Genomic DNA, 24,573 nt, shown 5'->3' on the forward strand with positions numbered 1-24,573 from the left:
TTCTCCGGTTTATTGTTAAATTTCAATGCGTCATCGCACGCGGCACGAAATGCCGCGATGCAGAAAGACACTGTGATTCGGTGATGTATAACATGTGGACACCAAGCACTTGCAACCGCCAAGCCTGAACGCGCGGGATTACGCCACGCTTAAGAGGTGGTTTGCAGCCCCTCTAGCGCGCTACGGGTCAGGCTGGGAATTTCAGTCGGACGATGGTCTTCGCGCCCCACGTAGACATGCACAAAGAACCCTTCGGCAGAGGCCGTGTCGTCGTCATTTTTAAACAACCCCAGCTCCATCCGCACAGAACTTTTGCCAAGCTGCGCCACCCGTAAACCTGCGGTTACACGGTCAGGGAATTTCATTTCCCCAAAGTATCGACAGCCGGTTTCAACCACGAGCCCGAACACAGGGCTGGTCTGCGGATCCAACAGTCCGCGTTCGATCAACCAGCCATTCACGGCCGTATCAAACAGCGCGTAATGGACGACGTTGTTCATATGCCCATAAGCGTCATTGTCGTTCCAGCGGGTTTGCAGCGGATAGAAATCAGCATAATCAGCCCGGGTTGCGGCAGGTGCGCGAGGGGCCATTACCAAGCCGCCTCATAGATCGCATGAACGTCGGCCTGCGTGACGTCGCGCGGATTATTGACCAGCAAACGCGCCTGCACCATCGCATCTTCGGCCATCTTTGGGATCGCACTTTGTGGAATATCCACGTCGCGCAGACGCTGGGGAAGCCCGAGCTTGGCCGAAAGCTCTGAGAGCGCATTGATAAAGGCTTCTGTGCGGGCCTGACTACCCTCCACCTCTGCCAGTGCGGGGAAAGCATCTGCTGCGATCTCGGCGTAGACGCTGCCGGCGTGTGGCGCGTTAAAGCGCAGTACATGAGGCAGCACCAGCGCATTGGAAAGCCCGTGCGGGATGTGAAAGGTGCCGCCGATGGGATAGGCCAGCGCATGCACCGCCGCGACCGGCGAATTGGCAAAGGCCTGACCCGCCAGCATGGACCCCAACAACATTGCACCGCGGGCGTCGACATTGCTGCCGTCGGCCACCACGGCTTCGATATTGGCCCCAAGCAAACGCAAGGCTTCGCGGGCGAGCAGCTTGGACACGGGGTTGTTGTTCGCATTGACCGACGCATAGGATTCAATCGCGTGGACCATCGCATCAACCCCCGTTGCCGCCGTAATCGGCGCAGGCAGTCCAACCGTCAGGGACGCGTCCAGAATGGCCATGTCAGGCAGGATCACAGGCGACGACACGCCGCGCTTTTCCTCTGCGCCGACGGTGATGATCGACACGGGCGTGACCTCTGATCCGGTACCAGCGGTCGTGGGGATCAGCACCAGTGGCAAGCGCGGACCCTTGGCCTGCCCTACCCCCCAAGCGGCATCCAGATCCTCGTCAGAGCCAAGCAGAAGCGCCACAAGCTTGGCCACGTCTTGCGATGATCCGCCGCCAAAGCCGATCACACCCGTGGCCCCTGCCGACCGCCCTGCCGCGACTGCGCGCATCAATGTCTCGCGCGAGGGGTCCGCCTCTACCTTGTCAAAGATGGTGACCTGATGACCCGCTTTTTCCAGCGCGTCGATGCAAGGCTCACATAGACCAAGCTGGCGCAAACCGGGGTCCGTGATCAGCAAGCAGGCCTTGCCCAGCAGACTGCCTGCCAACTCCGCGATACGCACGGCGGCTCCGTTTTCGAATACGACGGATTTGGTGGTGTTGAATACAAAAGGGTTCATATGCCCGCGCTTCTCCCATAGCTGCCCGCAGCTTTCCTCCGCGCTGCGACTTAAAGGCATTAAAGGGAATAAAGCCGCACGCGCATAGTCACTATTTCGGTTTCTTTTTTCGCTCTGCGAAACTGGGGCTGCGATATATGGCCGCCCGTGTCACCTTTGCAGAAATCTACGCCAGGGGTGCGCCTGTCGATGCACATCCTTGCAGCCCAATGGATAAATCCGGCCTTATTGCTGCTTTAGACCCTACCGGCCCAGACCGTTACGGCAGGCGGCGCACGTCGTTGGTTTGGCTGCGCAGATATTCCATCACCGCGGGGCGGACCGACTGGTCTCCACGATCCCGCGCGGCATAGATGACCTCGCGGATTTCGTTCAGATCAGACCGCAGCAACATGCTTTTGACCGGCCCGATAGAGGCAGGGCGCATGGAGAGCGTGGTTATCCCGATCGCGGCAAAACACAGTGCCTCCACCGGACGGCCCGCATCCTCGCCGCAAAACGACAACGGTGTTCCGGTTTCACGGCAGCGGCCAACGATGATTTCGAGAAAGGTCAGGAAGCTGACGTTCAACGTGTCATAGCGGCGGCGCACGAGTTCATTCTCGCGGTCGGCAGCGAAAAAGAACTGCTTGAGATCGTTGCCACCGATCGACAGGAACTCGACCTCTTCGAAGAACTTGGTCGGGGCAAAGGCGAGCGATGGAGTTTCCAGCATCGCCCCCACTTCGATCTGCGAGGGCAGCACGTGACCCAAACGGGCCTCGCGGGCAAGCGTCTTGTCCATCTCGGCGCGGGCGGCGCGGTATTCTTCGAACTGCGCGACAAAGGGAAACATCACCGACAGCGGGCGTCCGTTTGCGGCCCGGATCAACGCTTGCAACTGCATCCGCATCATACCCGGTTTGTCTAGCCCCACGCGGATCGCACGCCACCCCAGCGCGGGGTTCGGTTCGTCGTTGGGCTTCATATAGGGCAGCACTTTGTCCGACCCGATGTCCAGTGTCCGGAAAACCACGCGCTTGCCAGTCGCAGCATCCAGCACACGGCTGTACAACGCCGACAGCTCGGACCGTTTGGGCATCTTGCTGCGTACAAGGAACTGCAGCTCGGTGCGGAACAGCCCCACCCCTTCGGCCCCCGACCCCTCCAGCGAGGGCAAGTCAGCCATCAGCCCCGCATTCATATGTAGACCGACCGTGGTGCCGCATTTGGTAATCGCTGCTTTGTCACGGATCGAGGCATAGCGTTCCTGCGCCTCGGCCTGCATCGCAATCTTGTCACGAAACGCAGAGGCGACGGTTTCATCGGGGCGCAGGTGCACCACGCCTTGTTCACCATCGACCATGATCCGGTCACCGTTTAGCGCGTCATTGGTCACGCGCGCAGCATGAACGATCAGCGGAATCGCCAGCGCCCGCGCGACAATCGCGGCATGGCTGCCGACCGATCCACCTTCCAACACGATACCGCGCAGAGAGCGACCATATTCCAGCAGTTCCGCCGGTCCGATATTACGCGCCACCAAAATTGGGTCGGCAGGCATCTCTGCGCCGGTGTTTGACCCCTGCCCGGTCAAAATACGCAGCAAACGGTTGCTCAGGTCATCCAGATCTGACAGCCGTTCGCGCAGGTAGGCGTCGCTGGCTTGCCCCATACGGGCCCGTGCCAAGGATTGTTCTTTTTCGACAGCCGCCTCGGCGGACAGACCGCGGCCGATGTCTTCCTCCATCCGACGCAACCAACCTTTGGAGTTGGCGAACATGCGGTAGGCTTCAAGCACTTGCTGCTGGTCCTTGTCGCCCCCCGCCATCGCCATCATCTGATCGACGCTGACGCGTAGATCGTCGACGGCTTCGTTCAGGCGGGCGGTTTCAATCACGGGGTCATCCGCCACCAACTTTGACACAACGACGCGTGGTTCGTGCAGCCAGACGTGGCCTTCGGCGACGCCTTCTTGGGCAACGGTGCCGCGCAGCAGGACCGGCTGACTGTGGCGCGCCGACATCGCCGCCCCCTCGCCGACAAAGGCCCCCAGTTCGGTCATCTCGGCCAGCACCATGGCGACCACTTCCAGCGCGTAAACTTCGTCGGCTGAAAATTCGCGGGCAGCTTTGGATTGGACAACCAGAACGCCCAGCATTTCACCCAAGCGCTGCACCGGTATACCCAGAAAGCTCGAATACAGCTCTTCGCCGGTTTCGGGCATGAACCGGAAACCGGGGGCCTGGGGCGCGTTAGGTGTGTTTATGATACGTTTGCGCTTGGCGACGCGACCGACCAGGCCTTCGCCCATCTTCATGCGCGTTTCGTGAACCGCATCGGCTTTCAGCCCTTCGGTCGCGCAGAGTTCCAGCGTGTCTTCGTCGCGGAAAAGGTAGATAGAGCAGACTTCGCAGCCCATCGAAGACGCAATCAGATGCGTGATCTTATCCAGCCGCGCCTGCCCTGCGTCATCACTGGCCATGGCATCGCGCAGACGCCCCAGCAGCTTGCGGCTTTCTGTCTCTATCCCATCAGCCATGCGATCATTTCCCCCCGGCGATGCCAGCTTAGATCACAGGCGCGTCGAAAATGAAACGCCTGTTATCATAGACATCTATCATCTGCTTTTTGGGGCAGGAAGATGCGTTTTCCCCCGAGGCGGGAAAACGCAGCGATCCACACGGGCGATACGCCTGCGATTTAAGCAGCTTTGTCGAGCTCGAACGCGTCATGCAGCGCCTGAACGGCCAGCTCCATGTATTTGCGGTCGATCAGCACAGAGATTTTGATCTCGGAAGTTGTGATGACCTTGATGTTCACGCCCTCGTTCGACAGCACTTGGAACATCTTGGCCGCAACGCCGGTGTGGCTGCGCATGCCGATGCCCACGACCGACACTTTGGCCACATCTGTGTCCGCGATCAGATCGTCAAAGTTGAGCTCACCCGAGGCTTTTGCGGTATCTATCGCCGCCTGCGCACGCTTGATCTGGTCGACAGGGCAGGACCACGTCATATCCGTGCGCCCCTCTTCCGATATATTCTGAACGATCATATCGACGTTCACGCCACCTTCGCTGAGCGCGGTAAAGATCGCGGCGGCAATGCCGGGGCGATCCGCCACCGAAACCAGCGTCATCTTTGCTTCGTCACGCGAAAACGCGATACCGGATACTACATTGCTTTCCATAATTTCCTCCTCGGCGCAGACCAGCGTTCCAGCCTCGTCTGATTGTTCTTCAAAACTGCTTAATACACGCAGCTTGACCTTGTAACGCATAGCCAGTTCAACCGACCGGGTTTGCAGGACCTTAGCCCCCAGCGACGCCAGTTCCAGCATCTCTTCAAAGGCGATCTTGTCCAGTTTACGCGCCTTGGCACTGACCCGCGGGTCGGTGGTGTAAACCCCATCCACATCCGTATAGATGTCACAACGCTCTGCATCAAAGGCAGCGGCAAAGGCGACCGCGGTGGTGTCTGATCCGCCACGCCCCAGCGTGGTGATCCGTCCTTCGGGGCTGACACCCTGAAAGCCCGCGACAACCGCAACGCGCATGCCCTCGCCAAATTTGGTCATGATATTTGCAGGCGGAATGTCTTCGATCCGCGCAGACGAATGGGCCGAGGTCGTCTTGACCGGCACTTGCCAGCCCTGCCAGCTGCGCGCCGGCACGTCCATTTCCTGCAACGTCAACGCCATCAGGCCTGCGGTCACGTTCTCGCCAGACGATACGACAGCGTCATATTCACGCGCATCATACATCGGAGAGGTCTCGTTTACCCAGCCGACCAGCTCGTTCGTCTTTCCCGACATGGCAGAAACGATGACGATCACGTCATAGCCCTTGGCCACTTCGACGCCCACGCGTTTGGCCGCGCGGCGGATACGGTCCAAGGTGGCCACCGACGTGCCACCAAACTTCATCACCAGAACAGGCATATGTCCCCCGTTGCAAAACTCCGGCGCGGTGTACGCGCAAGCGCCGCCCTTAGCAAGCCCGCAGGCCGCTGGGATTGCACAGGCATACAACACGGGGCGCGCCTCTGTTCAGCCGGTCCTAAGAGGTGGAGCGTTTGGCCCGGAACGGCAGCGGCGTCAGCGGGATACCCTCTTCGATCAGGGCGACAGCTTCGTCCAGACGGGCTTCGCCATAGATCGACCGGTCAGGTGCATCGCCAAGATGCATGGCGCGGGCTTCTTTGACGAAATTGTTGCCGACATATTCCGACGAAAATTCGACCTCCTTGCGCAGGGCTTTCAACGCCTTTTCCAGTTCGGTTTGCGGTTTGGAGAGGACTGGCACCGCCGTGTCCGGCTTCGTGTCATCCTTAGGGCTGTTTGTGCGGGCGTCGCCGGTCGAGACACGCGGGGCCATCATGCCTTTGGTCACCTCGGGCGACCCGCAAATGGCACATGCCAAATGCCCCGCCTGCGCCAGCGCATCAAAGGCGGCGGCAGATTTAAACCAGCTTTCGAACTGGTGGTCGCGTTCACACTTCAGCGAAAACTTGATCATCGCGCCCGCAGGCATCCTCTCGTCGTTAAGGTATCTAAAATGGGGGTGCGATCTGGCGCCGTCAAGCGGCTTAGCTCCGCCCACGCGGATCAAAATCGCGGATCATCCGCGCCAGCTCGGGCTCGGACACCAGTTTGGCAGCCTTCTTGCGCGACATCCATTTACGTCGCCGCTGGCCGGCTTCGGGGTATTTATCGGCCAACATCTGAACCTCGATGGGGTAGAGCATGGCGATGACAGGCAGCTGCGCAGTGTCGTCCACCGCCTTGATGTATGAGTAAACGCCCAGACAGCCCCCCGTGACGCGCCCCCTGACGCCTGCCTCTTCCCACGCCTCGCGTGCGGCGGCTGCACCGGGGGTTTTGGCATCCATCGGCCAGCCCTTCGGCACGATCCAGCGTTTCGCCCCCCGCGAGGTAATCAGCAACACCTGCACCTTACCCTGCCTGACGCGATAGCACAGCGCCGCGAACTGGGTTCTTACCTCTCCCTTGCGGGCACCTTGCAGGGATATGGGCAACTGTTTCATGCGAGGCATTCTGTCTCCGAAGATGGTGCATCAACAAAAGCCTACCCGTGCCAAGTTGACAAGACCCGTCGCCCTTGCACGCCCCAACCGCTTGACTGATACTGCGCGGATGAAACGTTTTTTACCTCATGTTATTGCAGTGTTACTGCCCACCCTCGCGATGGCCGAGCAGCCTTCGGTGACGGTCTTCGCCGCCGCTAGCCTGCGCGGCGCGCTGGACGAGGTCGCGCGCGGCTATGACGGTGATGTGGCGCTATCCTTTGGCGGATCGGGCACCATGGCGCGGCAGGTTGATGCGGGGGCCCCTGCCGATGTGGTCCTGCTGGCCGCGCCGGTCTGGATGGACTGGCTGCGCGATCGCGGCGCGGTTGATCCCGACGCCGTGGTTGATCTGCTGGGCAATGCGTTGGTGTTGATCGCCCCCGCCGACAGCGACATCGCACCCGACCCTGCCGATCTGGCAGGTGCCCTTGGCGATGCACGGCTGGCTATGGGGCAGCGCGACGCTGTGCCCGCTGGTATCTATGCGCGTGAATGGTTCGAGAAAACCGGACAATGGGAAGCCATCTCTGCGCATTTGGCAGAGACAGATAACGTGCGCAGCGCCCTTGCCCTTGTTGCACGGGCAGAGACGCCGCTTGGTGTGGTCTACCGCACCGACGCCATGGCAGAGCCGCAGGTCCGCATCGTCTATGACATCCCAAAGGATACACACAGCCCGATCACCTACCCTGCCGCGGCTTTGACGGACAGCGGGGCGGCCTTCATGGCGCATCTGCGCTCGGAGGGAGCACGTGCGGTCTTTGCCCGCTACGGCTTCGAGCCGCGGCCCGAATGACGGTAGACGCCGCCGCATGGGACGCGCTGCGCCTGTCGCTTTGGGTGGCCTGTTGGGCGACACTGCTGGCAATACCGCTTGCGCTTTGGGTGGCGTGGTTGCTGGCGCGACGTGAGTTCTGGGGCAAGGCGCTGCTGAATGCCGCCGTGCACCTGCCGCTGGTTTTGCCGCCTGTGGTGACGGGCTATCTGTTGCTGATGGCGTTCGGGCGGAACGCGCCCTTGGGCCGTGCGCTGGACGCAATCGGGCTGCAACTGGCGTTCCATTGGTCCGGCGCGGTGCTGGCCGCGATCATCATGGGGTTCCCGCTGATGGTCCGTGCCATGCGGCTGGCGATAGAGGCGGTCGACCCCAAACTCGAGGACGCTGCCGCAACCTTGGGTGCCCCCCGCGCCGCCGTCTTTGCCCGCGTCACCCTGCCGCTTATCTTGCCCGGTGTGCTGGCGGGGACAGTCATGGGCTTTGCCAAAGCCATGGGCGAGTTCGGGGCCACGATCACCTTTGTCGCCAATATCCCCGGCCAGACCCAGACCCTGCCAAGCGCCATCTGGGCTGCGCTGCAAATTCCCGGTGGTGAGGGTCAGGCCGTGGTGATGGTGCTCATGTCATCAGTCATCGCCGTAAGCGCCGTGCTTTTGTCCGAGGTGCTGGCCCGCCGCGTTGCAAAACGGATTGCAGGCGCATGACGCTCTCGCTGTCCCTGTCGCACCGCTTTGACGGCTTTGCGCTGGACCTCGCGCTTGAGGCCGGGCCGGGCATCACTGCGCTGTTTGGCCGGTCGGGGGCCGGAAAATCCACCGTGATCAACGCGGTTGGGGGGCTTTTGCAGCCTGACCGCGGGCGCGTCCTTATCGACGGCGAGGTGCTGCTGGACACCGAACGCGGCATCTACGTGCCGCCGCACAAACGCCGCCTTGGTACCGTGTTTCAAGATGCGCGGCTGTTTCCGCATCTGACCGTGGCGCAGAACCTGATGTTTGGGGCCCGCTATGCGCCGCGCGGCAGCACCGGCCCCGCCCAAAAGGATGTGGTCGCCCTGTTGGGGCTAGAGACCCTGCTGGACCGCGCCCCCGCCACCCTGTCGGGCGGCCAGAAACAGCGGGTCGCCTTGGGCCGTGCCTTGCTAAGCCACCCGCGGATGCTGCTGATGGATGAACCGCTGGCCAGTCTTGATGGGCCACGCAAGCAAGAGATTTTGCCCTTTCTCGAACGTCTGCGCGACGGGCCCTTGGGGCTGCCGATCCTCTATGTCAGCCACGCGGTCGATGAAATCGCGCGGCTGGCCGATACGCTGGTGCTGATCCAGAACGGGACAGTGCAGGCGCAAGGCCCGCTGTTCGATGTCATGTCTGACCCCGCCGCTGTGCCCCTGCTTGGTGTCCGCGAGGCCGGCGCAGTGATCGAGGCGGATGTTGTTGAACATGGGAATGACGGGATCACGACCCTGCGGATCAGCGCCGGAGAGCTGGAACTGCCGGGTGTTCACGCCGAGGCAGGCGCGCGCGTGCGACTGCGGGTGCTGGCTCAGGATGTGATCCTTTCCCTGACCCGCCCTGAGGGGCTGAGTTCGGTCAATGTGCTGCCCGTGACGATAGAGGCGATCCACCCCGGCGACGGCCCGGGGGCCGCGATTGCCCTACGGGCGGGGCGCGACCGGTTGCTCAGCCGCGTGACGGCCCGCGCCGTCGCCGAATTGGGGCTGTCACCGGGCATGACCTGCTTTGCGATCCTCAAGGCCACAACGGTCGCGCCGGGCAGCATCGGACGCTAGGCGATCTTGCGCAGTCCAACCTTGGCGCGCAGCCGCTCGACCAGCTCTTCGTGGGGGACATCAGCATCAATCGCCAGCTTGCGCAGCCCGAAATGCACATGGGCCATGTCTTCGTAGTAGCTGGTATAAGCATAGTTGGTCGCCGCACCGGCCACCGCCCCCAGCACTGGCACCGCTTGCGCGGCCAGCTTTTGCCCCAACACCAGCGCCAGACGCGGGGCGACCTTGGCTATCACCGCCTGCATTGCCCGCCCGCTCAACGCGACCCGTGCCGACAGAAACGCCAGATCTGCCCCGTCATCCTCTGACAGCGGCCCCGCCGCGCTGAACACCTGTATGCAATCGAATTGCACGTTTTCCGCATGGGCATCGAACCCGTGCTCTACGGCAACGCCCTGAATGACGCGCAGCAGCAGCGTAGTCGTCACCGGCAGCTCTGCCAGCGCGGTAGGCAAACCACCTGCACCGCCCGCCGCCCCCATTGCCGCGCTCACTGCAATGTTCAACCAGCTTTTCTGATCCGGCACCATCGACCGTGTCGTGGTCGCAGCCTTCATCGCCTGGCCCAGCGCCTTGACGGTTGCACTTTCAAGATTGCGCCGTATCGGCGACGGTAGTTTGTCGATCAGGCCTTCGGCGCTGCCGCCGATGACATTCAACACGTTGATCCCCACCCCGCCCGCACTTTTGTAGCGCTTGGCGATCTGGTCCAGCCGCGCCTCTACATCAATGGTGCTGGGTAGGTTGCTTTCGATTTGCATTTTCCGGAGCCTCTGCCTGTTTGGCTAGAATGTGGGCTAATGCCTCGCCACTTTCAATGTGGCCAAGCAGTGACATCCCCTGAAATGCCCTCCCATGCGCGCTCTACCAGCGCACGGCCAAGCACCCGTTCAGGATTTGTCGGCGGCGGCATCACCACCTCGGACAGCAAAGTGAACCCGAACCGGCTATAGTAAGGCGCATCCCCCACAAGCATCACCCGCGACCACCCCAGCGGGACCGCTTGCGCGAGGCTCCCTTCGATCAGCAACGCGCCGAGCCCTTCGCCCTGCCGCGTGGGGTGCACAGCAACCGGCCCCAACAACAGCGCGGGATGGGTGCCAATACAGACCGGCCAATAGCGGATAGCCCCGGCAAGGATACCACCTGCATCGCGGGCTACATGGTTCAGCCCTGCCGCCGGCGGCACACCATCGCGCAAACGATAGGACGACAGCGCCTCGCGCCCGGGCGCAAAACAGGTGTCGTATAATGCTTCGACTTCCCAGCGATCTGCGGCCGTCTCGGGGGTGATGTGATACAAGGCGTGGCCCTCTGGAGGTTTTCCTGTGGCGCTGCCTTTATCATGGCGCTAGCCATAGGTGCAAACCATGAGGAGATTTTGATGTTCTATCGCCCGCAAGACGGCCACCCGCTGCCCCATAATCCGTTCAACGCGATTGTCACACCGCGCCCCATCGGATGGATTTCAACCCGCGATGCGGACGGGAACGACAATCTGGCCCCCTACTCCTTTTTCAATGGTGTTGCCTATACGCCGCCACAGGTGATGTTTGCGTCAACCGGCACCAAAGCCGATGTGGACGGGACAAAGGACAGCATGGCGAATATCCGTGAAACCGGCGTCTTCTGTGTGAACATTGTCGAATATGCGATGCGCGATGCGATGAACGCTTCTTCGGCCACGCTGCCCCATGGTGCCGATGAATTCGGCCATGCGGGGATCGAAAAGGCGGACTGCGACCAGATCAGCTGCGCACGTGTCGCACTGGCCCCGGCCAGTCTGGAATGCCGCATGACCCAGATGGTCAAGATTGAAGGAGAGAACAACTTTGCCGTCTTCGGCGAAGTTGTGGGCGTGCATATGCGCGACGATTGCATCAAAGACGGGCGGTTTGATGTGACGACCTACCAACCCCTCTCGCGCTTGGGCTATCGCGATTACGCCCGCGTGACCGAAATCTTCGAGATCATCCGCCCCGACGATTGATCCGACCATTTCAGCACAAAGACAAAAGCCCCCGATGCGGTCTGCATCGGGGGCTTTTTCATGTCATGGTGTCGGGCGGGCTAGTGACCGCCAAAAACGCCGGTGCGCACCTGATAGTTCACGGCGACCTGATACTCGGGATCATCATCGCTATCGATCATCAGGTGGCCCGCTTTCTTCAGCAGACGGTGACAGTCGCGGCTCAGGTGGCGCAATTGGATACGCTTGCCCGCGCCTTCGTATTTCGCGGCAATCGTCTCGATCGCCTGGAGGGCAGATTGATCCACCACGCGGCTGTCTTCGAAATCGACGATCACTTCGCTCGGGTCGCCCTTGACGTTGAACAGCTCCGCGAACCCCTCAGAAGACCCAAAGAACAAAGGCCCCTGAATTTGATAGACCTTGGCCCCGTCGGGCGTGGTGTAGGTCTTGGCGTGGATGCGGCGGGCGTTGTTCCAGGCATAGGCCAGCGCAGACACGATCACGCCGACGACCACCGCAACGGCAAGGTCTTCGTAGACCGTGACAAACGTCACCAGCAGGATCACAAAGGCATCGGTCAGCGGCACTTTGCGCAGAATACCAAAGGAGTTCCACGCGAAGGTGCCGATCACGACCATGAACATCACACCGACCAGTGCTGCCAGCGGGATCTGTTCAATCAAAGGTGCGCCCACAAGGATAAAGAGCAGCAGGGACACCGCCGCAGCGATCCCCGCAACCCGTGTGCGCCCGCCTGATTTGACGTTGATCATCGACTGGCCGATCATCGCACAACCGCCCATACCGCCAAAGAAGCCTGTCACGGTATTCGCCACACCTTGTGCGATACATTCCTGACTGGCACCGCCGCGGGTGTTGGTCATATCGCTGACCAGGTTCAACGTCAGCAGTGATTCAATAAGGCCGATCGCCGCGAGAATAACGGCATAGGGCAGAATGATATAAAGCGTCTCAAGGTTGAACGGGGCCAAAGCGGTGCCATAAAGGCCAAGCCCGTCGCCAAACGGCATGTGAAACATCGGGAAGCCACCTTCGATAGAGGCCAGATCCCCCACCCGCGGCACGTCCATGCCGGTCGCGATCACCAGAATGGCGATGATGCCGATACCTGCAAGCGGCGCGGGGATAAGCTTGGTCAGGCGTGGCATAATCCAGATGATCGCCATGGTCGCGGCAACCAGCGCCAGCATCAGATACAACGGGCTGCCCGATAGCCATTCGCCGCCCGACATGCCGTGCCCTGTATCAACCATCGTGCCCGGCACTTTGAACTGGCCCATCTGGGCAAGGAAAATAACAATCGCCAGACCGTTTACAAAGCCCAGCATCACAGGATGCGGCACAAGCCGCATGAACTTGCCCCATTGCATGACGCCCGCGAAAATCTGGATCAGCCCCATGAGCACCACCGTGGCGAACAGGTATTCAACACCGTGCTGCGCAACCAAAGCCACCATCACCACGGCCAAGGCCCCTGTCGCGCCAGAGATCATCCCCGGACGCCCCCCGATCAAAGCGGTGATCAGACCGACCAGAAACGCCGCATACAGCCCCACCAACGGGTTCACACCCGCGACAAAGGCAAAGGCCACCGCTTCGGGCACGAGGGCCAGAGCGACGGTCAGACCCGACAAAAGTTCAATGCGCAGACGCGAGGGAGAGAACCCCTCTCCCGGCATCCATCGCAGATCGGTCACATCAAGATTTTTGGTAAAACTACGGAACGTGGTACGCGCCATCGGGCATCCTTCGGGTCAAATCGCATCTATAAGCTGGAAAGGTCGTTGCCGCCTCCTAGCTGAAACGTGAACAAAATGAAAGGCACGGGAGGGTCCGACCCCGGATTTGAGGCTTTCCCTAAGGGCCAAGCTTGATACTCTGCCGCCAACTCAATCCAAAGGCACCTTCATGACACAGACTAAAATCGCCGTGATCGGCGGCTCCGGCATCTATGATATCAACGGGTTGGAGGGGGCCGAGTGGTTGACCGTCGAGAGCCCGTGGGGGCCGCCTTCGGATGCAATCCTGACCGGCAGGCTCGACGGGGTAGAAATGGCCTTTCTGCCGCGGCACGGTCGTGGACATGTGCATGCGCCCTCCACCGTGCCTTACCGCGCCAATATCGACGCGCTGAAACGGCTGGGCTGCACGGATGTGATCAGTGTGTCTGCCTGCGGGTCGTTCCGCGATGAAATGGCACCGGGTGATTTTGTCATCGTGGACCAGTTCATCGACCGGACCATTGCGCGGGAAAAGTCGTTCTTTGGCACCGGCTGCGTCGCTCATGTCAGCGTGGCACACCCCACTTGCCCGCGCTTGGGCGACGCGTGCGAAACCGCTGCGCGCGACGCTGGCATCAATGTGCACCGTGGCGGTACCTATCTGGCGATGGAAGGCCCGCAGTTCAGCACGCTGGCCGAATCCAAGATGTACCGCGAAAGCTGGGGCGCGGATGTGATCGGCATGACCAATATGCCCGAAGCTAAATTGGCCCGCGAGGCAGAGCTTTGCTATGCGTCGGTCGCAATGATCACCGATTATGACAGCTGGCATCCGGATCATGGCGAGGTTGACGTGACCAAGATCATCGAGACGCTGACGGGCAATGCCGACAAGGGCCGCCAACTCGTTGCGCGTCTACCCAAGCTGCTTGGGGCTGACCGCGCGCCCTGCCCGCATGGCTGCGACCGCGCGCTGGAGTATGCGATCATGACCCAGCCTGAAATGCGCGACGCAGCACTGGTGGCCAAACTGGATGCAGTAGCAGGTCGGGTGCTCTAGGCCGCGCTGCAAACGCTGTCGCAGCGCCCGTGGAGGGTGCTGTGGCAGGTGAGTTTATTTGGCAAAATGAAGACAGGCCGTGCGGTCTTGACGCGATGTCCTGCTTTGACGCGCTGTGGAAGACGCTTGCTGACAGGGGGCGGGTCGCTTAACGCTGTGGCGCGGTTGCTGCGCTGGTGCAGGGACCGACCAAAGCCCAACGACTGGAGCACTGCATGAAACAGGTTCAAGATTACATCCGTACCATTGTCGACTTCCCCCATGAAGGGATCATGTTTCGCGATGTGACCACGCTTTTCGCCGACCCGCGCGGGTTTCGTATGGCGATTGACCAGATGCTGCACCCCTACGCCGGTATCGATATCGACAAAGTGGTCGGGCTTGAGGCACGCGGGTTTATTCTGGGCGGCGCAATTGCGCACCAGCTGTCGGTGGGGTTCGTGCCGATCCGCAAAAAGGGCAAGCTGCCCGGTCGCACCATCTCTCAGGATTATAAGCTTGAATACGGCGAGGCGATTGTCGAATTGCACGAGGACGCGATCAAACCCGGTGAGAAGGTTCTGGTCGTCGATGATCTGCTCGCCACTGGCGGCACCGCCGAGGCGGGGATCAAGCTGATCCAGCGTTTGGGCGGCGAGATCGTGTCCTGCGCCTTTATCATCGACCTGCCAGAACTTGGCGGGCGTAAGCGGCTGGAAGCCATGGGGATGGAAGTCAACGCGCTCTGCGCATTCGACGGGGCCTGAACGGCCCTGCCTAAAGGTTTACGCCGGCGCGGGGAACATCGCGCCGGGGTTCATGATCCCTTTGGGGTCTAAGGCCGCCTTGATCGCGTGCAGCGCCGACAGCTTCGCGGGATCGCTATAGCGTTCGAGGTCTTTGACCTTGAGCCGCCCGATGCCGTGTTCCGCACTGATAGAGCCGCCCAATTCATGCACCAGATCGTGGATCGCCGTCTTGATCGCGCCACGGTCGTCCAGATGGTCCTCGCGGCTGCGCCCCTGCACGGGGAAGACATTATAGTGCAGGTTGCCGTCGCCCACATGACCGAAACAGTTGATCCTGAAGTCCCCAAGTGCCGTGACTTTTTCGCCCGCCCGAATGATAAACTCAGGCAGCGCCCCCAAGGGCACCGAGATATCGTGGCTGGAGATCGACCCGATCTGGCGGTTGGCATGGGGCATCATCTCGCGGACGGCCCAGAAATCTTCGGCCTGCTGCTGGCTTTGCGCGATCAGCCCGTCGGTGACCAGATCCGCCTCAAAGGCGGCGGCGAACAGCGTTTCAAGCGATGCCATCGGGTCCAGTTCACCGCTGAGCCCCAATTCGATCAGCACGCTCCATTCAGGGGGTGTGTCGAAGGGCTGGCGCAGCTCGGGCATCTTTTCGGTCAGGAAATCCAGCCCGACGCCATTCATGATTTCAAATGCACTGATCATCTCGCCCAACTGGCTGCGCGCCAACGACAGCAGCTTCAGCGCGGCCGCCGGAGAGTTCACGACCAGCAGCGCCGTTCCCGTCTTGGCCGGACGCGGAAAGAGTTTCAGCGCGGCGGCTGTGATGACGCCAAGCGTGCCCTCGGCCCCGACCAGCAAATGACGCAAGTCGTAGCCGGTGTTGTTTTTGCGCAGTCGGGTCAGCCCGTTCCAGATTTGACCATCGGGCAGCACCGCCTCGAGGCCCAGACACAGATCGCGGGCGTTGCCATAGCGCAGCACGCCGGTACCGCCTGCGTTTGTCGCCAGATTGCCCCCGATGCGGGCAGAACCCTGCGCTGCGAGCGTCAAGGGGAACAGGCGGTCGGCGGCTTCGGCGGCGGCTTGCACGTCTGACAGGATCATCCCCGCTTCGGCCACCAGCACGTTCTCATCAGGGTACACCGCGCGAAGTTTATTCATGCGCTCCAGCGAAAGGATCAGCGGTGCGGGGCCGGTTTCGGCCACCTGCCCCCCGACCAATCCGGTGCCCCCGCCGTACGGGATCACACCAACCCGCGCCGCATTGGCATGGCGGATCAGGGTTGCGACCTCTTCGACAGTGCGCGGCAGCGCTAGCACTGCGGATTTTCCCGCATAGAGCCCGCGTGGTTCTTCCAGATAGCGAGGTTCGACCTCGCGGAACACGTCGGGCGACAGATCGGCACGCAACGCGGCCTCGAATGCGGGATCAGCGGGGTTCAATGTCATGCCCTATTGATCGCGCCAAGCGAGGCGGGATGCAAGCGGCTTTGGCGGGGACCGATTAATGCAAGATCGGCGGCTTTGACGGATCAGAACCAGGAGCCTCCATCCGCGGGGTTTTTTCCAGCGGGTCCATCTGCGGCAGATCAAAGCGCAGCCCGACTTTTGACAGTTTTTCGACCGTCGGATCAGACGGCGCAAAGAACCCCACGTCCATTGCCCCTGCGTCGATCCCCGAAAACGTCAGCGCCTCGGATGCGGCACGCACCAGCGCGTCTTGGGCCCGCGGGATTGCCCCGACAAAGCCCAGCAAATGCCCATGCCCGCCGCCGGTATATTCGACCCTGACCAACCAAGCCCCTGCGGCCATGCCCGTGGCGGTCGCCAGCTTGGCATCAATCGCGGCGATCAGCGTTTCGGGCAAGCCGGTCGGCGGCAAGACGCGATCAATGCGGGCCTCGACCTCTCCGGCTTGGTGGGCGAGCGTTTCGCGCAGCCATGCCACCGCGCTGTCGGGCAACAGGATCGCCGACGGGGCCACATCAAGGTTGACCGCCATGCCAAGCGGCTGCCCGTCCAGCATCCCTGCTATCGCACGCCCCGACAGCGCCACATAGGGCGCGGGCTGGCCCACATGGGCCGCGAGACGTTCGATCCGATCAAAGACCAACACATAGGCGTCATCCAGCAGAACGGGGCTGATCTGATCGGCCGCGGGTTCGTCTTCGAGCAGCAGGAACAGTTCCACGTCGGCCATGCGTTCATAGAACCGCAGGCGGGCGGCGTCATCGCTTTCGTCGGCCATCATGGCGGCATGGGCGATGTCCAGCGGAGTCGCGTCAGTCATCCAATACATTCCTTACAGCAGCGCGGAGCCGGGGAAGCACCTCTTCCTCGAACCACGGATTTTTCTTGAGCCAACCGGTATTGCGCCACGACGGATGAGGCAAGGCAAAGACGCCGTTTCGGTGGTTTTGCCATTCGGCGACCGCGCGGGTGACGGTGGTGAACCCGGGCAAGTGATAGCGCATGGCATAGGCCCCGATCAACACGGTCAGCCGCACATCGGGCACGGTGGCCAGCGCCCCTGCCCGCCACGTTTTCGCGCAGACGGGGGGCGGCGGCAGGTCGCTGCCTTTGGCATCATAGCCCGGAAAGCAGAATGCCATTGGGATGATCGCCACGCGGCTGCGGTCATAAAACGTCGCCTCGTCCACGCCCAGCCAATCGCGCAAGCGTTTGCCAGAGGCGTCCCAGAACGGGGTATTCGCCTCGTGGACCCGCAACCCCGGTGCCTGCGAGGCAATCAACATCCGCGCGCCCGGCTGGAACCACACGACCGGATTGGGCCGATGCGCCGTCGCCGTCGCGGCAAAGCGGTCGGCGCACAGGGTACATTGGCTCAGTTGCGGGCGGATATCTGTCATGCGCCTAGACCTAAGGGGTGGGTCGCCGGTTTCAACCCGGGCCTCGCACGGACGGTTGCGGCGCGCAGGCGGCACCGTTCACGGCTCCTTGTCGACAATGGCCTACCTTTGCGGCGTGCCCTTTGCTTTGGCTCCTTGTAAATACAGTCTCATCTACGACATAATATAGTCAAAATAGTGGGCTAGACACCGCACAAGCCTCGGGAAACAGGGCGCGATATACCCACAACAGCACCAATCGGAGCAGGCATGCTGGAATTTGACAACGTATCCAAGTCCTTTTGGACTGGCACGCAACACAAGGTCATTCTGGACCATGTGTCGTTTCGTGTGGATTTGGGTCATTCCCTTGGCATCCTCGCCCCCAATGGCACCGGTAAGACGACCCTTATCAATATGATGGCGGGGCTGGAAAAACCGGACGAAGGCGAAATCAGACGGGGCTGCAACATCAGCTTTCCACTGGGGTTTATGGGCGGCGTCATCAACAAGATCTCTGCCATGGAAAACGCCCGCTATATTGCGCGGCTCTATGGCTTGGACCCTGATTACGTCGAAAGTTTTTGCCGCTGGCTGTGCGGTTTGGGTGAATATTTTGACCAGCCGGTCGGGACATATTCCGCCGGGATGAAATCACGGTTTTCGTTTTCACTGCTGCTTGCGCTTGATTTCGACATCTATTTGATCGACGAAGGCATGCCGAGCACCACAGATGTTGAATTCAACCGCAAGGCGGGCGAAATTCTGCAAGAGCGTCTGCAAACGACGACGATCATCATCGTGTCGCACCAAGCCGAGACGTTGGAACAATTCGCGCGGTCCGCTGCTGTACTACTTGGCGGAAAGCTTCATATCTTCGACACCTTGGAAGAGGCCAAACAGCTTTATGACTACGAAACCCAAGGCTAGAAAATTCCGCATCAAACGCGCGGCCCCTGCGGCAGCCCCGCAAGGCACCGAAACGCCCAAGGCGACTTCGGCCACGTCTTCTGACGTTCCGCCTGCGGCGGGCGCTGCGCAGGACAACGTTTCAGAACCTGTCAACAGCGCCCGAACGACGGCGGCCTCCCCCGCGTCTGCGCCACCACGTTCCACCCCGTCGCCGGCTCCGCGCAGCGGAGAGGTTGCTTCCGCAGACGAAGTCGGCGGCGAGCAGGACATTGACGCGATCCGTCGCGAAGGGCTGACCGGCCGCCAGTTGCGGATGGCACGGCGCGTGGCCCAGAAACACGGGCTTGCGCCGACCTCGGATTTTGATGCGGTACGTCTATTGCGCGATCAGGGTATTGATCCGTTCCAACGTTCAAACATGCTGGAGCTCGTCGTCCCGCAAGATCAGAAATCCACGGGTACGGCCCTGTCTAAGAACCGAATTCAACTGCCGCAAACGGTACCTGCAGGGGGGCGTAATGTTCCCTCGACCGACGTTAATCCGATGGAACGCCGGATGCGCGAAATTTCGGATATCCAGCGCGACATTACCAAACGCCGCCGCCGCAAGATGGCGCTTTTGGCGGTGCGGCTGGCGTTTTTCGTCGGGCTACCCACACTGATGGGAGGCTATTATTTCTATAAAATCGCCACGCCAATGTATGCGACCGACAGCCAGTTCCTGATCATTCAGAACGAGGGCACCGGCGGGCTTGGCCCGCTTGGCGGGCTGTTGCCGACGCAATTCGCCAACTCTGCCGACAGTATCGCGACGCAAAGCTACCTGCAGTCCAAAGACGCCATGCTGCGCCTGGACCGCGACGTCGGCTTTATGCAGCATTTCTCTGATCCCGAGATTGACCCGATCCAGCGGATGCACCCGGATGCGTCAAACGAGGAAGCCTATAAATTCTACAAGGACAACGTTAAAATCGGCTACGACCCCACCGAAGGGATGATCCGAATGGAGGTCATCGCCGCCGATCCGGCAGTCGCCACTGATTTCTCTCAGCACCTGCTCGACTACGCCGAGGAACGCGTGAACGCCCTGTCGCAACAAAAGCGCGAAGACGGTATGCGCGACGCGCGCGAGGCCTATGAACAGACTGTCGCCAAACGCCGCGAGGCGCAGGAGGCGCTGATCAAGCTGCAAGTTGAAAATGGCGTCGATCCGCAGGCTGTTATTGCGTCGATCCGCGGGCAGATCACCAACTACGAAACACTGCTGTTGGAAAAAGAGCTTGAGCTCGCTGCCCTGCTCGACAACCCGCGCCCCAACCGCGCCAAGGTGGACGGTGCCCAAGGCGACGTGCGCCGGCTTGGCGCCCAGCTGGACCGCTTGAACCAGCGTATGAACAGCGCCACAGAGGGTACGAACTCTCTTGCGCAGCAGGCCGTCAGCTTGCAACTGGCGCAGGCCGATTTGGCCGCCGCGGATGCAGCACTTCAGGCATCGCTCACACAGATGGAACAAGCCCGCACCGAAGCCAGCCGTCAGGTGCGCTATCTGACTGTTGCGGTGCGCCCTGTCGCATCGCAATCCGCCACATATCCGCGCAAGTTCGAGAACACGATTTTGACATTTCTGATCTTTGCGGGCATCTACCTCATGCTATCGCTGACCTCCTCTATTCTGAAAGAACAGGTAACAAAATGACCCAAGTCACCGTTGGAAATGTCGTTATCGGGAATGATCGCCCGCTGACGGTGATCGCAGGCCCTTGCCAGTTGGAAAGCGAAACCCACGCCCAGATGATCGCCGGCCAGATGAAAGAGGCCTGCGACGCCGTCGGCGCGCAGTTCGTGTTCAAGGCCAGCTATGACAAGGCCAACCGGACCTCGCTTGGCGGCAAACGCGGGCTTGGCATCGACGAAGGTCTGGCCGTGTTGCAGTCTGTGGGCAAGTCCATCGGCGTGCCGGTTCTGACGGATGTTCACACCGAAGCCCAATGTGCCATCGCCGCCGAAGCAGTGGACATCCTGCAAATCCCCGCCTTCCTGTGCCGCCAAACCGATATGCTGCTAGCCGCTGGCAATACGGGCAAGGTCGTCAATGTGAAGAAAGGCCAGTTTCTGGCCCCGTGGGACATGCCCAATGTCGTCGCCAAGATCGAATCCACCGGCAACAAGCGCATCTTGCTCACAGAACGCGGCACCTCTTTTGGGTACAACACGCTGGTCGCCGACATGCGCAGCCTGCCCCAAATGGCGCAGACCGGATACCCTGTCGTGATGGATGCGACGCATTCGGTCCAGCAACCCGGTGGGCAAGGCGGTTCGAGCGGCGGACAACGCGAATTTGCACCAGTCATGGCACGCGCTGCTGTGGCGATTGGTGTAGGTGCGGTGTTCATCGAGACCCACGAAGACCCCGACAATGCGCCGTCGGACGGGCCCAACATGATCTATCTGGATCAGATGCCAGCCCTTATCGCATCGCTGATGAAATTCGACGCGCTCGCCAAGGAATACCCCCTAAACTTCTAAGGGGGCATCCTGCCAATACTCAGACTTTCGCGGCGTTTCCGAATGCCGCGATCAGCCCAGCGTCCTTGACCCCCGGCGCGCTTTCCACACCCGACGACACATCGACTTGCCGTGCGCCGGTCATACGCGCCGCCTCTGCTACGTTGTCGGGCGTCAGGCCACCTGCCAGCATCCACGGCTTATCCCATGTGCGGTCCGCGACCAGACGCCAGTCAAACGACAGCCCGTTGCCACCGGGCAATGCAGCTCCTTTGGGCGGTTTGGCATCAATCAAGATCTGGTCCGCGACAGCCATATAGACATCGATCTGCGGCAGGTCATCGGCATCCGCGACCCCTACAGCTTTCATCACCGGCAGCCCATAGCGCGCCTTGACCTCGGCCACGCGTTCAGGCGATTCCTTGCCATGCAGCTGTAGCATGTCGATGGGGACAGAGGCGGTCAACGCATCCAGAAAGGCATCATCCGCATCCACCGTCAGCGCGACCTTGCACAGCCCCATAGGGACCTCTACGGCCAGCACCGCGGCTTGTTCGATCGTGACGTGGCGCGGGGATCTTTCGAAAAAGACGAACCCGACATAACGCGCACCGGCGGCAGCCGCCGCGGCAATATCCTGCGTGCTGCGTAAGCCGCAGAATTTCACATGCAAATTTTGGGTCATCGAATGGTTCCTGCGCTAAGGGGCATAGGCCCGCTTAGCTTGCTTGATCCAGCAACGCCAGAACCTCGTCTTGGTCCTGATACTTCTCGCCCTTCAACCGTGCGACTTCACGCTCCAACCGGCGCATTTCGCGGGCCTGACGGGCGGCTTCAGCACGTTGGCCGTATTCACGAATCCATTCCCAGACAAAACCGACAAGAAGGCCGGCGATGATGCTGCCCAGAATAACAATGAACAGCGGCACCTGGATTTCAGGGTTCATTGCGAACCAGCCCGAAACCTCGGTCGGCAGCAATTTCAGCGACACCATAGACCGGTTGGCCAAGGCGACCGCGATCAGTGCAATGGCGAAGACTGCGATGCAGAGGTAGCGAACATAGCGCATTAGGAATTCCCGTTTAAACGATCTCTAAGCAGTTTACCGGTCTTGAAGAACGGCACGTGCTTTTCTTCTACATGAACCGTTTCCCCAGTACGAGGGTTCCGTCCCACGCGCGCGTCACGTTTTTTGACCGAAAAAGCACCAAAGCCGCGCAGCTCGACACGGTCCCCGGCGGCCATCGCGCCGGTGATCTCTTCAAAGATGGTATTCACGATCCGCTCAACGTCGCGCTGATAGAGATGGGGATTGTCATCGGCAATCTTCTGGATCAGTTCTGACCGGATCATTTAACGTCCTCCGAGGTGCGCAATTTATGTCTTAACTAGAGGGGACTATAGCAAACCAAACGCGTTCGTGAAGTCATCCAAATTTCTATTATCGTCATTAAACGGCGGGAAGTCGCTGTTTTGCAGTCATTTTTTGGCCATAATTCACACTGGCACCCGGAATGGCGCGGCCAGCCGCCCTCGCCCGCCCCAATGCACCCCCTTGCGATTCGGAACGAAAAAGGGCCCCGCAGTCTGCACTGCGAGGCCCGAGATTGTCTGCGATAAGCGCTAAGGCTTATTCGTCGCCCTTCAGAGCGGCACCCAGGATATCACCCAAGGATGCGCCGGAGTCAGAGGAGCCATACTGCTCGACTGCTTCTTTCTCTTCTGCGATTTCGCGTGCTTTAATCGAGACGCCCAGACGGTGCGCTTTCGCGTCCACGTTGGTGATGCGTACGTCGACCTTGTCACCAACCGAGAAACGCTCGGGGCGTTGTTCGGCACGGTCACGCGACAGATCGGAGCGACGGATGAAGGCTTTCATACCTTCGTATTCGACTTCGATGCCACCTTCTTCGATGGAGGTCACGGACACAGTCACAACGGAACCGCGCTTCACGCCGCCCACTGCTTCTGCGAACTTGTCGCCGCCCACACCTTTGATCGACAGGCTGATGCGTTCTTTTTCAACGTCAACTTCGGAAACAACGGCCTGAACCGTGTCACCTTTACGGTAGTCTTGGATCGCTTCTTCGCCGCGCTGGTCCCAGCTCAGGTCGGACAGGTGAACCATACCGTCGATGTCGCCTGGCAGGCCAACAAACAGACCGAATTCGGTGATGTTTTTGACTTCGCCTTCGACTTCGGTGCCTTCTGGGTGTGTTTCAGCGAACACTTCCCATGGGTTGCGCATGGTCTGTTTCAGACCAAGGGAAACGCGACGCTTGGCGCCATCGATTTCCAGAACCATGACTTCGACTTCTTGGCTGGTGGAAACGATCTTGCCGGGGTGTACGTTCTTTTTGGTCCAAGACATTTCGGACACGTGAACCAGACCTTCAACGCCTGGCTCCAGCTCAACAAATGCACCGTAATCGGTGATGTTGGTGACGCGGCCAGTGTGCGTGGATTCCAGCGGGTACTTGGCTTGAACCAGATCCCATGGATCTTCTTGCAGCTGTTTCATACCCAAGGAGATGCGGTGCGTCTCTTTGTTGATCTTGATGACCTGAACCTTGATGGTTTCGCCGATCGCCAGGATCTCGGATGGGTGGTTCACACGACGCCATGCCATGTCTGTGACGTGCAGCAAGCCGTCAACGCCGCCCAGATCAACGAACGCACCGTATTCGGTGATGTTCTTGACCACACCATCAACTTCCTGACCTTCGGTCAGGTTGCCGATCACTTCGGCACGCTGTTCGGCACGGGATTCTTCAAGGATTGCACGACGCGATACAACGATGTTGCCACGACGACGGTCCATTTTCAGAACTTGGAACGGCTGCTTCAGACCCATCAGAGGGCCGGCATCGCGCACGGGGCGCACGTCAACTTGGGAACCGGGAAGGAAGGCAACAGCGCCGCCCAGATCAACGGTAAAGCCACCTTTAACACGGCCAAAGATCGCGCCTTCAACGCGCTCTTCTGCGGCATAGGCTTTTTCCAGACGGTCCCAAGCTTCTTCGCGACGCGCCATCTCACGGGAGATAACAGCTTCGCCGCGCGAGTTTTCAACCTGACGCAGGAACACTTCGACTTCGTCGCCGACTTCCACTTTCGGAGCTTCGCCAGGCTCGGCAAATTCTTTCAGCTCGACGCGGCCTTCCATCTTGTAGCCGACGTCGATAATGGCTTGGCCCGCTTCGATCGCGATAACCTTGCCTTTGACAACTGAGCCCTCTGCGGGCGTGTCCATTTCAAAGCTTTCTTCCAAAAGTGCTTCGAAGTCTTCCATTGAGTTCATAGCCATGTAGCTTGATTTTCCTTTAGCATTTGGTTTCTGGCCGCGCGGTTGTCTCCGCCGGTCTGTGGTTAAAGTTGTCATCCACGATGGGATTCGATCCGCAAA

General features: G+C 60.4%; 25 protein-coding genes. 9 read left to right on the forward strand and 16 right to left on the reverse strand.

Features of this window, described 5'->3' with window-relative positions:
* Positions 1 to 149: 149 nt before the first annotated feature.
* The 6 genes from ACVBAU_RS13800 to ACVBAU_RS13825 all read right to left on the reverse strand — a co-directional run bounded on the left by ACVBAU_RS13800 (position 150) and on the right by ACVBAU_RS13825 (position 6,780).
* On the reverse strand, positions 150 to 593 hold the full coding sequence (locus ACVBAU_RS13800) for an acyl-CoA thioesterase (RefSeq protein ID WP_138922818.1): 444 nt from the start codon (positions 591 to 593) through the stop codon (positions 150 to 152).
* A complete protein-coding gene (locus tag ACVBAU_RS13805) occupies positions 593 to 1,753 on the reverse strand; it encodes an iron-containing alcohol dehydrogenase (protein WP_448326799.1) in 1,161 nt (386 codons plus the stop codon). Before ACVBAU_RS13805 ends, ACVBAU_RS13800 begins: the two co-directional genes overlap by 1 nt.
* A 259-nt stretch (positions 1,754 to 2,012) precedes the next feature.
* Entirely contained in the window at positions 2,013 to 4,274 is a 2,262-nt protein-coding gene (ptsP, locus tag ACVBAU_RS13810; protein ID WP_335744329.1) for a phosphoenolpyruvate--protein phosphotransferase, read from the reverse strand.
* A gap of 161 nt (positions 4,275 to 4,435) precedes the next feature.
* The gene (locus ACVBAU_RS13815) at positions 4,436 to 5,674 is read right to left on the reverse strand and encodes an aspartate kinase (protein WP_138922815.1); all 1,239 of its coding nucleotides are present in this window, start codon (positions 5,672 to 5,674) and stop codon (positions 4,436 to 4,438) included.
* A gap of 118 nt (positions 5,675 to 5,792) precedes the next feature.
* Positions 5,793 to 6,251, reverse strand: coding sequence for a DUF1178 family protein (locus ACVBAU_RS13820; RefSeq protein WP_448326800.1), 459 nt, complete (start codon positions 6,249 to 6,251; stop codon positions 5,793 to 5,795).
* Between the two features lie 70 nt (positions 6,252 to 6,321).
* Positions 6,322 to 6,780, reverse strand: a complete 459-nt coding sequence (locus ACVBAU_RS13825; protein ID WP_254700503.1) for an NUDIX hydrolase — start codon at positions 6,778 to 6,780, stop codon at positions 6,322 to 6,324.
* 109 nt (positions 6,781 to 6,889) lie between these two features.
* On the opposite strand from ACVBAU_RS13825, the gene modA reads away from it, so the two are divergent.
* The 3 genes from modA to modC are packed head-to-tail and all read left to right on the forward strand — an operon-like array spanning position 6,890 to position 9,389.
* Positions 6,890 to 7,618 carry a molybdate ABC transporter substrate-binding protein gene (modA, locus tag ACVBAU_RS13830; protein ID WP_138922812.1) on the forward strand — a complete coding sequence of 243 codons (729 nt, stop codon included), beginning with the start codon at positions 6,890 to 6,892 and terminating at the stop codon, positions 7,616 to 7,618.
* Positions 7,615 to 8,304: a molybdate ABC transporter permease subunit gene (gene modB, locus ACVBAU_RS13835; RefSeq protein WP_448326801.1), complete on the forward strand. Its 690-nt coding sequence runs from the start codon at positions 7,615 to 7,617 to the stop codon at positions 8,302 to 8,304. The genes modA and modB overlap by 4 nt, the downstream gene beginning before the upstream one ends.
* Entirely contained in the window at positions 8,301 to 9,389 is a 1,089-nt protein-coding gene (modC, locus tag ACVBAU_RS13840) for a molybdenum ABC transporter ATP-binding protein (protein ID WP_448326802.1), read from the forward strand. The genes modB and modC overlap by 4 nt, the downstream gene beginning before the upstream one ends.
* Here the strand turns inward: modC and ACVBAU_RS13845 are convergent.
* The gene (locus ACVBAU_RS13845; protein WP_138922809.1) at positions 9,386 to 10,150 is read right to left on the reverse strand and encodes an EcsC family protein; all 765 of its coding nucleotides are present in this window, start codon (positions 10,148 to 10,150) and stop codon (positions 9,386 to 9,388) included. The two genes, modC and ACVBAU_RS13845, sit on opposite strands and share 4 nt — an antisense overlap.
* 53 nt (positions 10,151 to 10,203) lie before the next feature.
* Positions 10,204 to 10,692 carry a GNAT family N-acetyltransferase gene (locus ACVBAU_RS13850; RefSeq protein ID WP_448326803.1) on the reverse strand — a complete coding sequence of 163 codons (489 nt, stop codon included), beginning with the start codon at positions 10,690 to 10,692 and terminating at the stop codon, positions 10,204 to 10,206.
* 81 nt (positions 10,693 to 10,773) lie between these two features.
* Between ACVBAU_RS13850 and ACVBAU_RS13855 the strand changes: the two genes are divergently transcribed.
* On the forward strand, positions 10,774 to 11,379 hold the full coding sequence (locus ACVBAU_RS13855) for a flavin reductase family protein (protein WP_138922807.1): 606 nt from the start codon (positions 10,774 to 10,776) through the stop codon (positions 11,377 to 11,379).
* A gap of 80 nt (positions 11,380 to 11,459) precedes the next feature.
* Here the strand turns inward: ACVBAU_RS13855 and ACVBAU_RS13860 are convergent, their stop codons facing one another.
* Entirely contained in the window at positions 11,460 to 13,121 is a 1,662-nt protein-coding gene (locus tag ACVBAU_RS13860; protein WP_138922806.1) for a SulP family inorganic anion transporter, read from the reverse strand.
* 169 nt (positions 13,122 to 13,290) lie between these two features.
* Here ACVBAU_RS13860 and ACVBAU_RS13865 point away from each other — a divergent pair, with 169 nt between their 5' ends.
* Positions 13,291 to 14,163: an S-methyl-5'-thioadenosine phosphorylase gene (locus ACVBAU_RS13865; RefSeq protein WP_138922805.1), complete on the forward strand. Its 873-nt coding sequence runs from the start codon at positions 13,291 to 13,293 to the stop codon at positions 14,161 to 14,163.
* A gap of 215 nt (positions 14,164 to 14,378) precedes the next feature.
* On the forward strand, positions 14,379 to 14,909 hold the full coding sequence (locus ACVBAU_RS13870; protein WP_138922804.1) for an adenine phosphoribosyltransferase: 531 nt from the start codon (positions 14,379 to 14,381) through the stop codon (positions 14,907 to 14,909).
* Between the two features lie 18 nt (positions 14,910 to 14,927).
* On the opposite strand, the gene ACVBAU_RS13875 is transcribed toward ACVBAU_RS13870, so the two are convergent.
* From ACVBAU_RS13875 to ACVBAU_RS13885, 3 genes are read right to left on the reverse strand one after another with little or no spacing between them, the layout of a single operon-like run.
* Positions 14,928 to 16,349, reverse strand: coding sequence for an FAD-binding oxidoreductase (locus ACVBAU_RS13875; protein WP_448326804.1), 1,422 nt, complete (start codon positions 16,347 to 16,349; stop codon positions 14,928 to 14,930).
* 55 nt (positions 16,350 to 16,404) lie between these two features.
* The gene (locus ACVBAU_RS13880; protein ID WP_448326805.1) at positions 16,405 to 17,190 is read right to left on the reverse strand and encodes an SseB family protein; all 786 of its coding nucleotides are present in this window, start codon (positions 17,188 to 17,190) and stop codon (positions 16,405 to 16,407) included.
* Entirely contained in the window at positions 17,183 to 17,770 is a 588-nt protein-coding gene (locus ACVBAU_RS13885) for a uracil-DNA glycosylase family protein (protein WP_138922801.1), read from the reverse strand. Before ACVBAU_RS13885 ends, ACVBAU_RS13880 begins: the two co-directional genes overlap by 8 nt.
* Before the next feature lie 249 nt (positions 17,771 to 18,019).
* Here ACVBAU_RS13885 and ACVBAU_RS13890 point away from each other — a divergent pair, with 249 nt between their 5' ends.
* Genes ACVBAU_RS13890 through kdsA form a run of 3 tightly spaced genes read left to right on the forward strand, consistent with a single transcriptional unit; the run spans position 18,020 to position 21,187 of the window.
* Complete coding sequence (locus tag ACVBAU_RS13890) at positions 18,020 to 18,679, forward strand: ABC transporter ATP-binding protein (protein WP_093733574.1); 660 nt, start codon at positions 18,020 to 18,022, stop codon at positions 18,677 to 18,679.
* The gene (locus tag ACVBAU_RS13895) at positions 18,657 to 20,357 is read left to right on the forward strand and encodes a capsule biosynthesis protein (RefSeq protein ID WP_448326806.1); all 1,701 of its coding nucleotides are present in this window, start codon (positions 18,657 to 18,659) and stop codon (positions 20,355 to 20,357) included. Before ACVBAU_RS13890 ends, ACVBAU_RS13895 begins: the two co-directional genes overlap by 23 nt.
* A complete protein-coding gene (gene kdsA / locus ACVBAU_RS13900; protein WP_138922799.1) occupies positions 20,354 to 21,187 on the forward strand; it encodes a 3-deoxy-8-phosphooctulonate synthase in 834 nt (277 codons plus the stop codon). The genes ACVBAU_RS13895 and kdsA overlap by 4 nt, the downstream gene beginning before the upstream one ends.
* A 19-nt stretch (positions 21,188 to 21,206) precedes the next feature.
* Here kdsA and ACVBAU_RS13905 read toward each other — a convergent pair whose 3' ends face one another.
* The 4 genes from ACVBAU_RS13905 to rpsA form a co-directional block, all read right to left on the reverse strand.
* Positions 21,207 to 21,851: a phosphoribosylanthranilate isomerase gene (locus tag ACVBAU_RS13905; RefSeq protein WP_448326807.1), complete on the reverse strand. Its 645-nt coding sequence runs from the start codon at positions 21,849 to 21,851 to the stop codon at positions 21,207 to 21,209.
* 34 nt (positions 21,852 to 21,885) lie between these two features.
* Positions 21,886 to 22,236, reverse strand: a complete 351-nt coding sequence (locus ACVBAU_RS13910; protein ID WP_093733570.1) for a LapA family protein — start codon at positions 22,234 to 22,236, stop codon at positions 21,886 to 21,888.
* Complete coding sequence (gene ihfB, locus ACVBAU_RS13915; protein ID WP_093733569.1) at positions 22,236 to 22,520, reverse strand: integration host factor subunit beta; 285 nt, start codon at positions 22,518 to 22,520, stop codon at positions 22,236 to 22,238. Before ihfB ends, ACVBAU_RS13910 begins: the two co-directional genes overlap by 1 nt.
* A gap of 277 nt (positions 22,521 to 22,797) precedes the next feature.
* Entirely contained in the window at positions 22,798 to 24,474 is a 1,677-nt protein-coding gene (gene rpsA, locus ACVBAU_RS13920; protein WP_237271345.1) for a 30S ribosomal protein S1, read from the reverse strand.
* Positions 24,475 to 24,573 lie beyond the last annotated feature (99 nt).

The organism is Sulfitobacter sp. M13 (genome assembly GCF_053474885.1).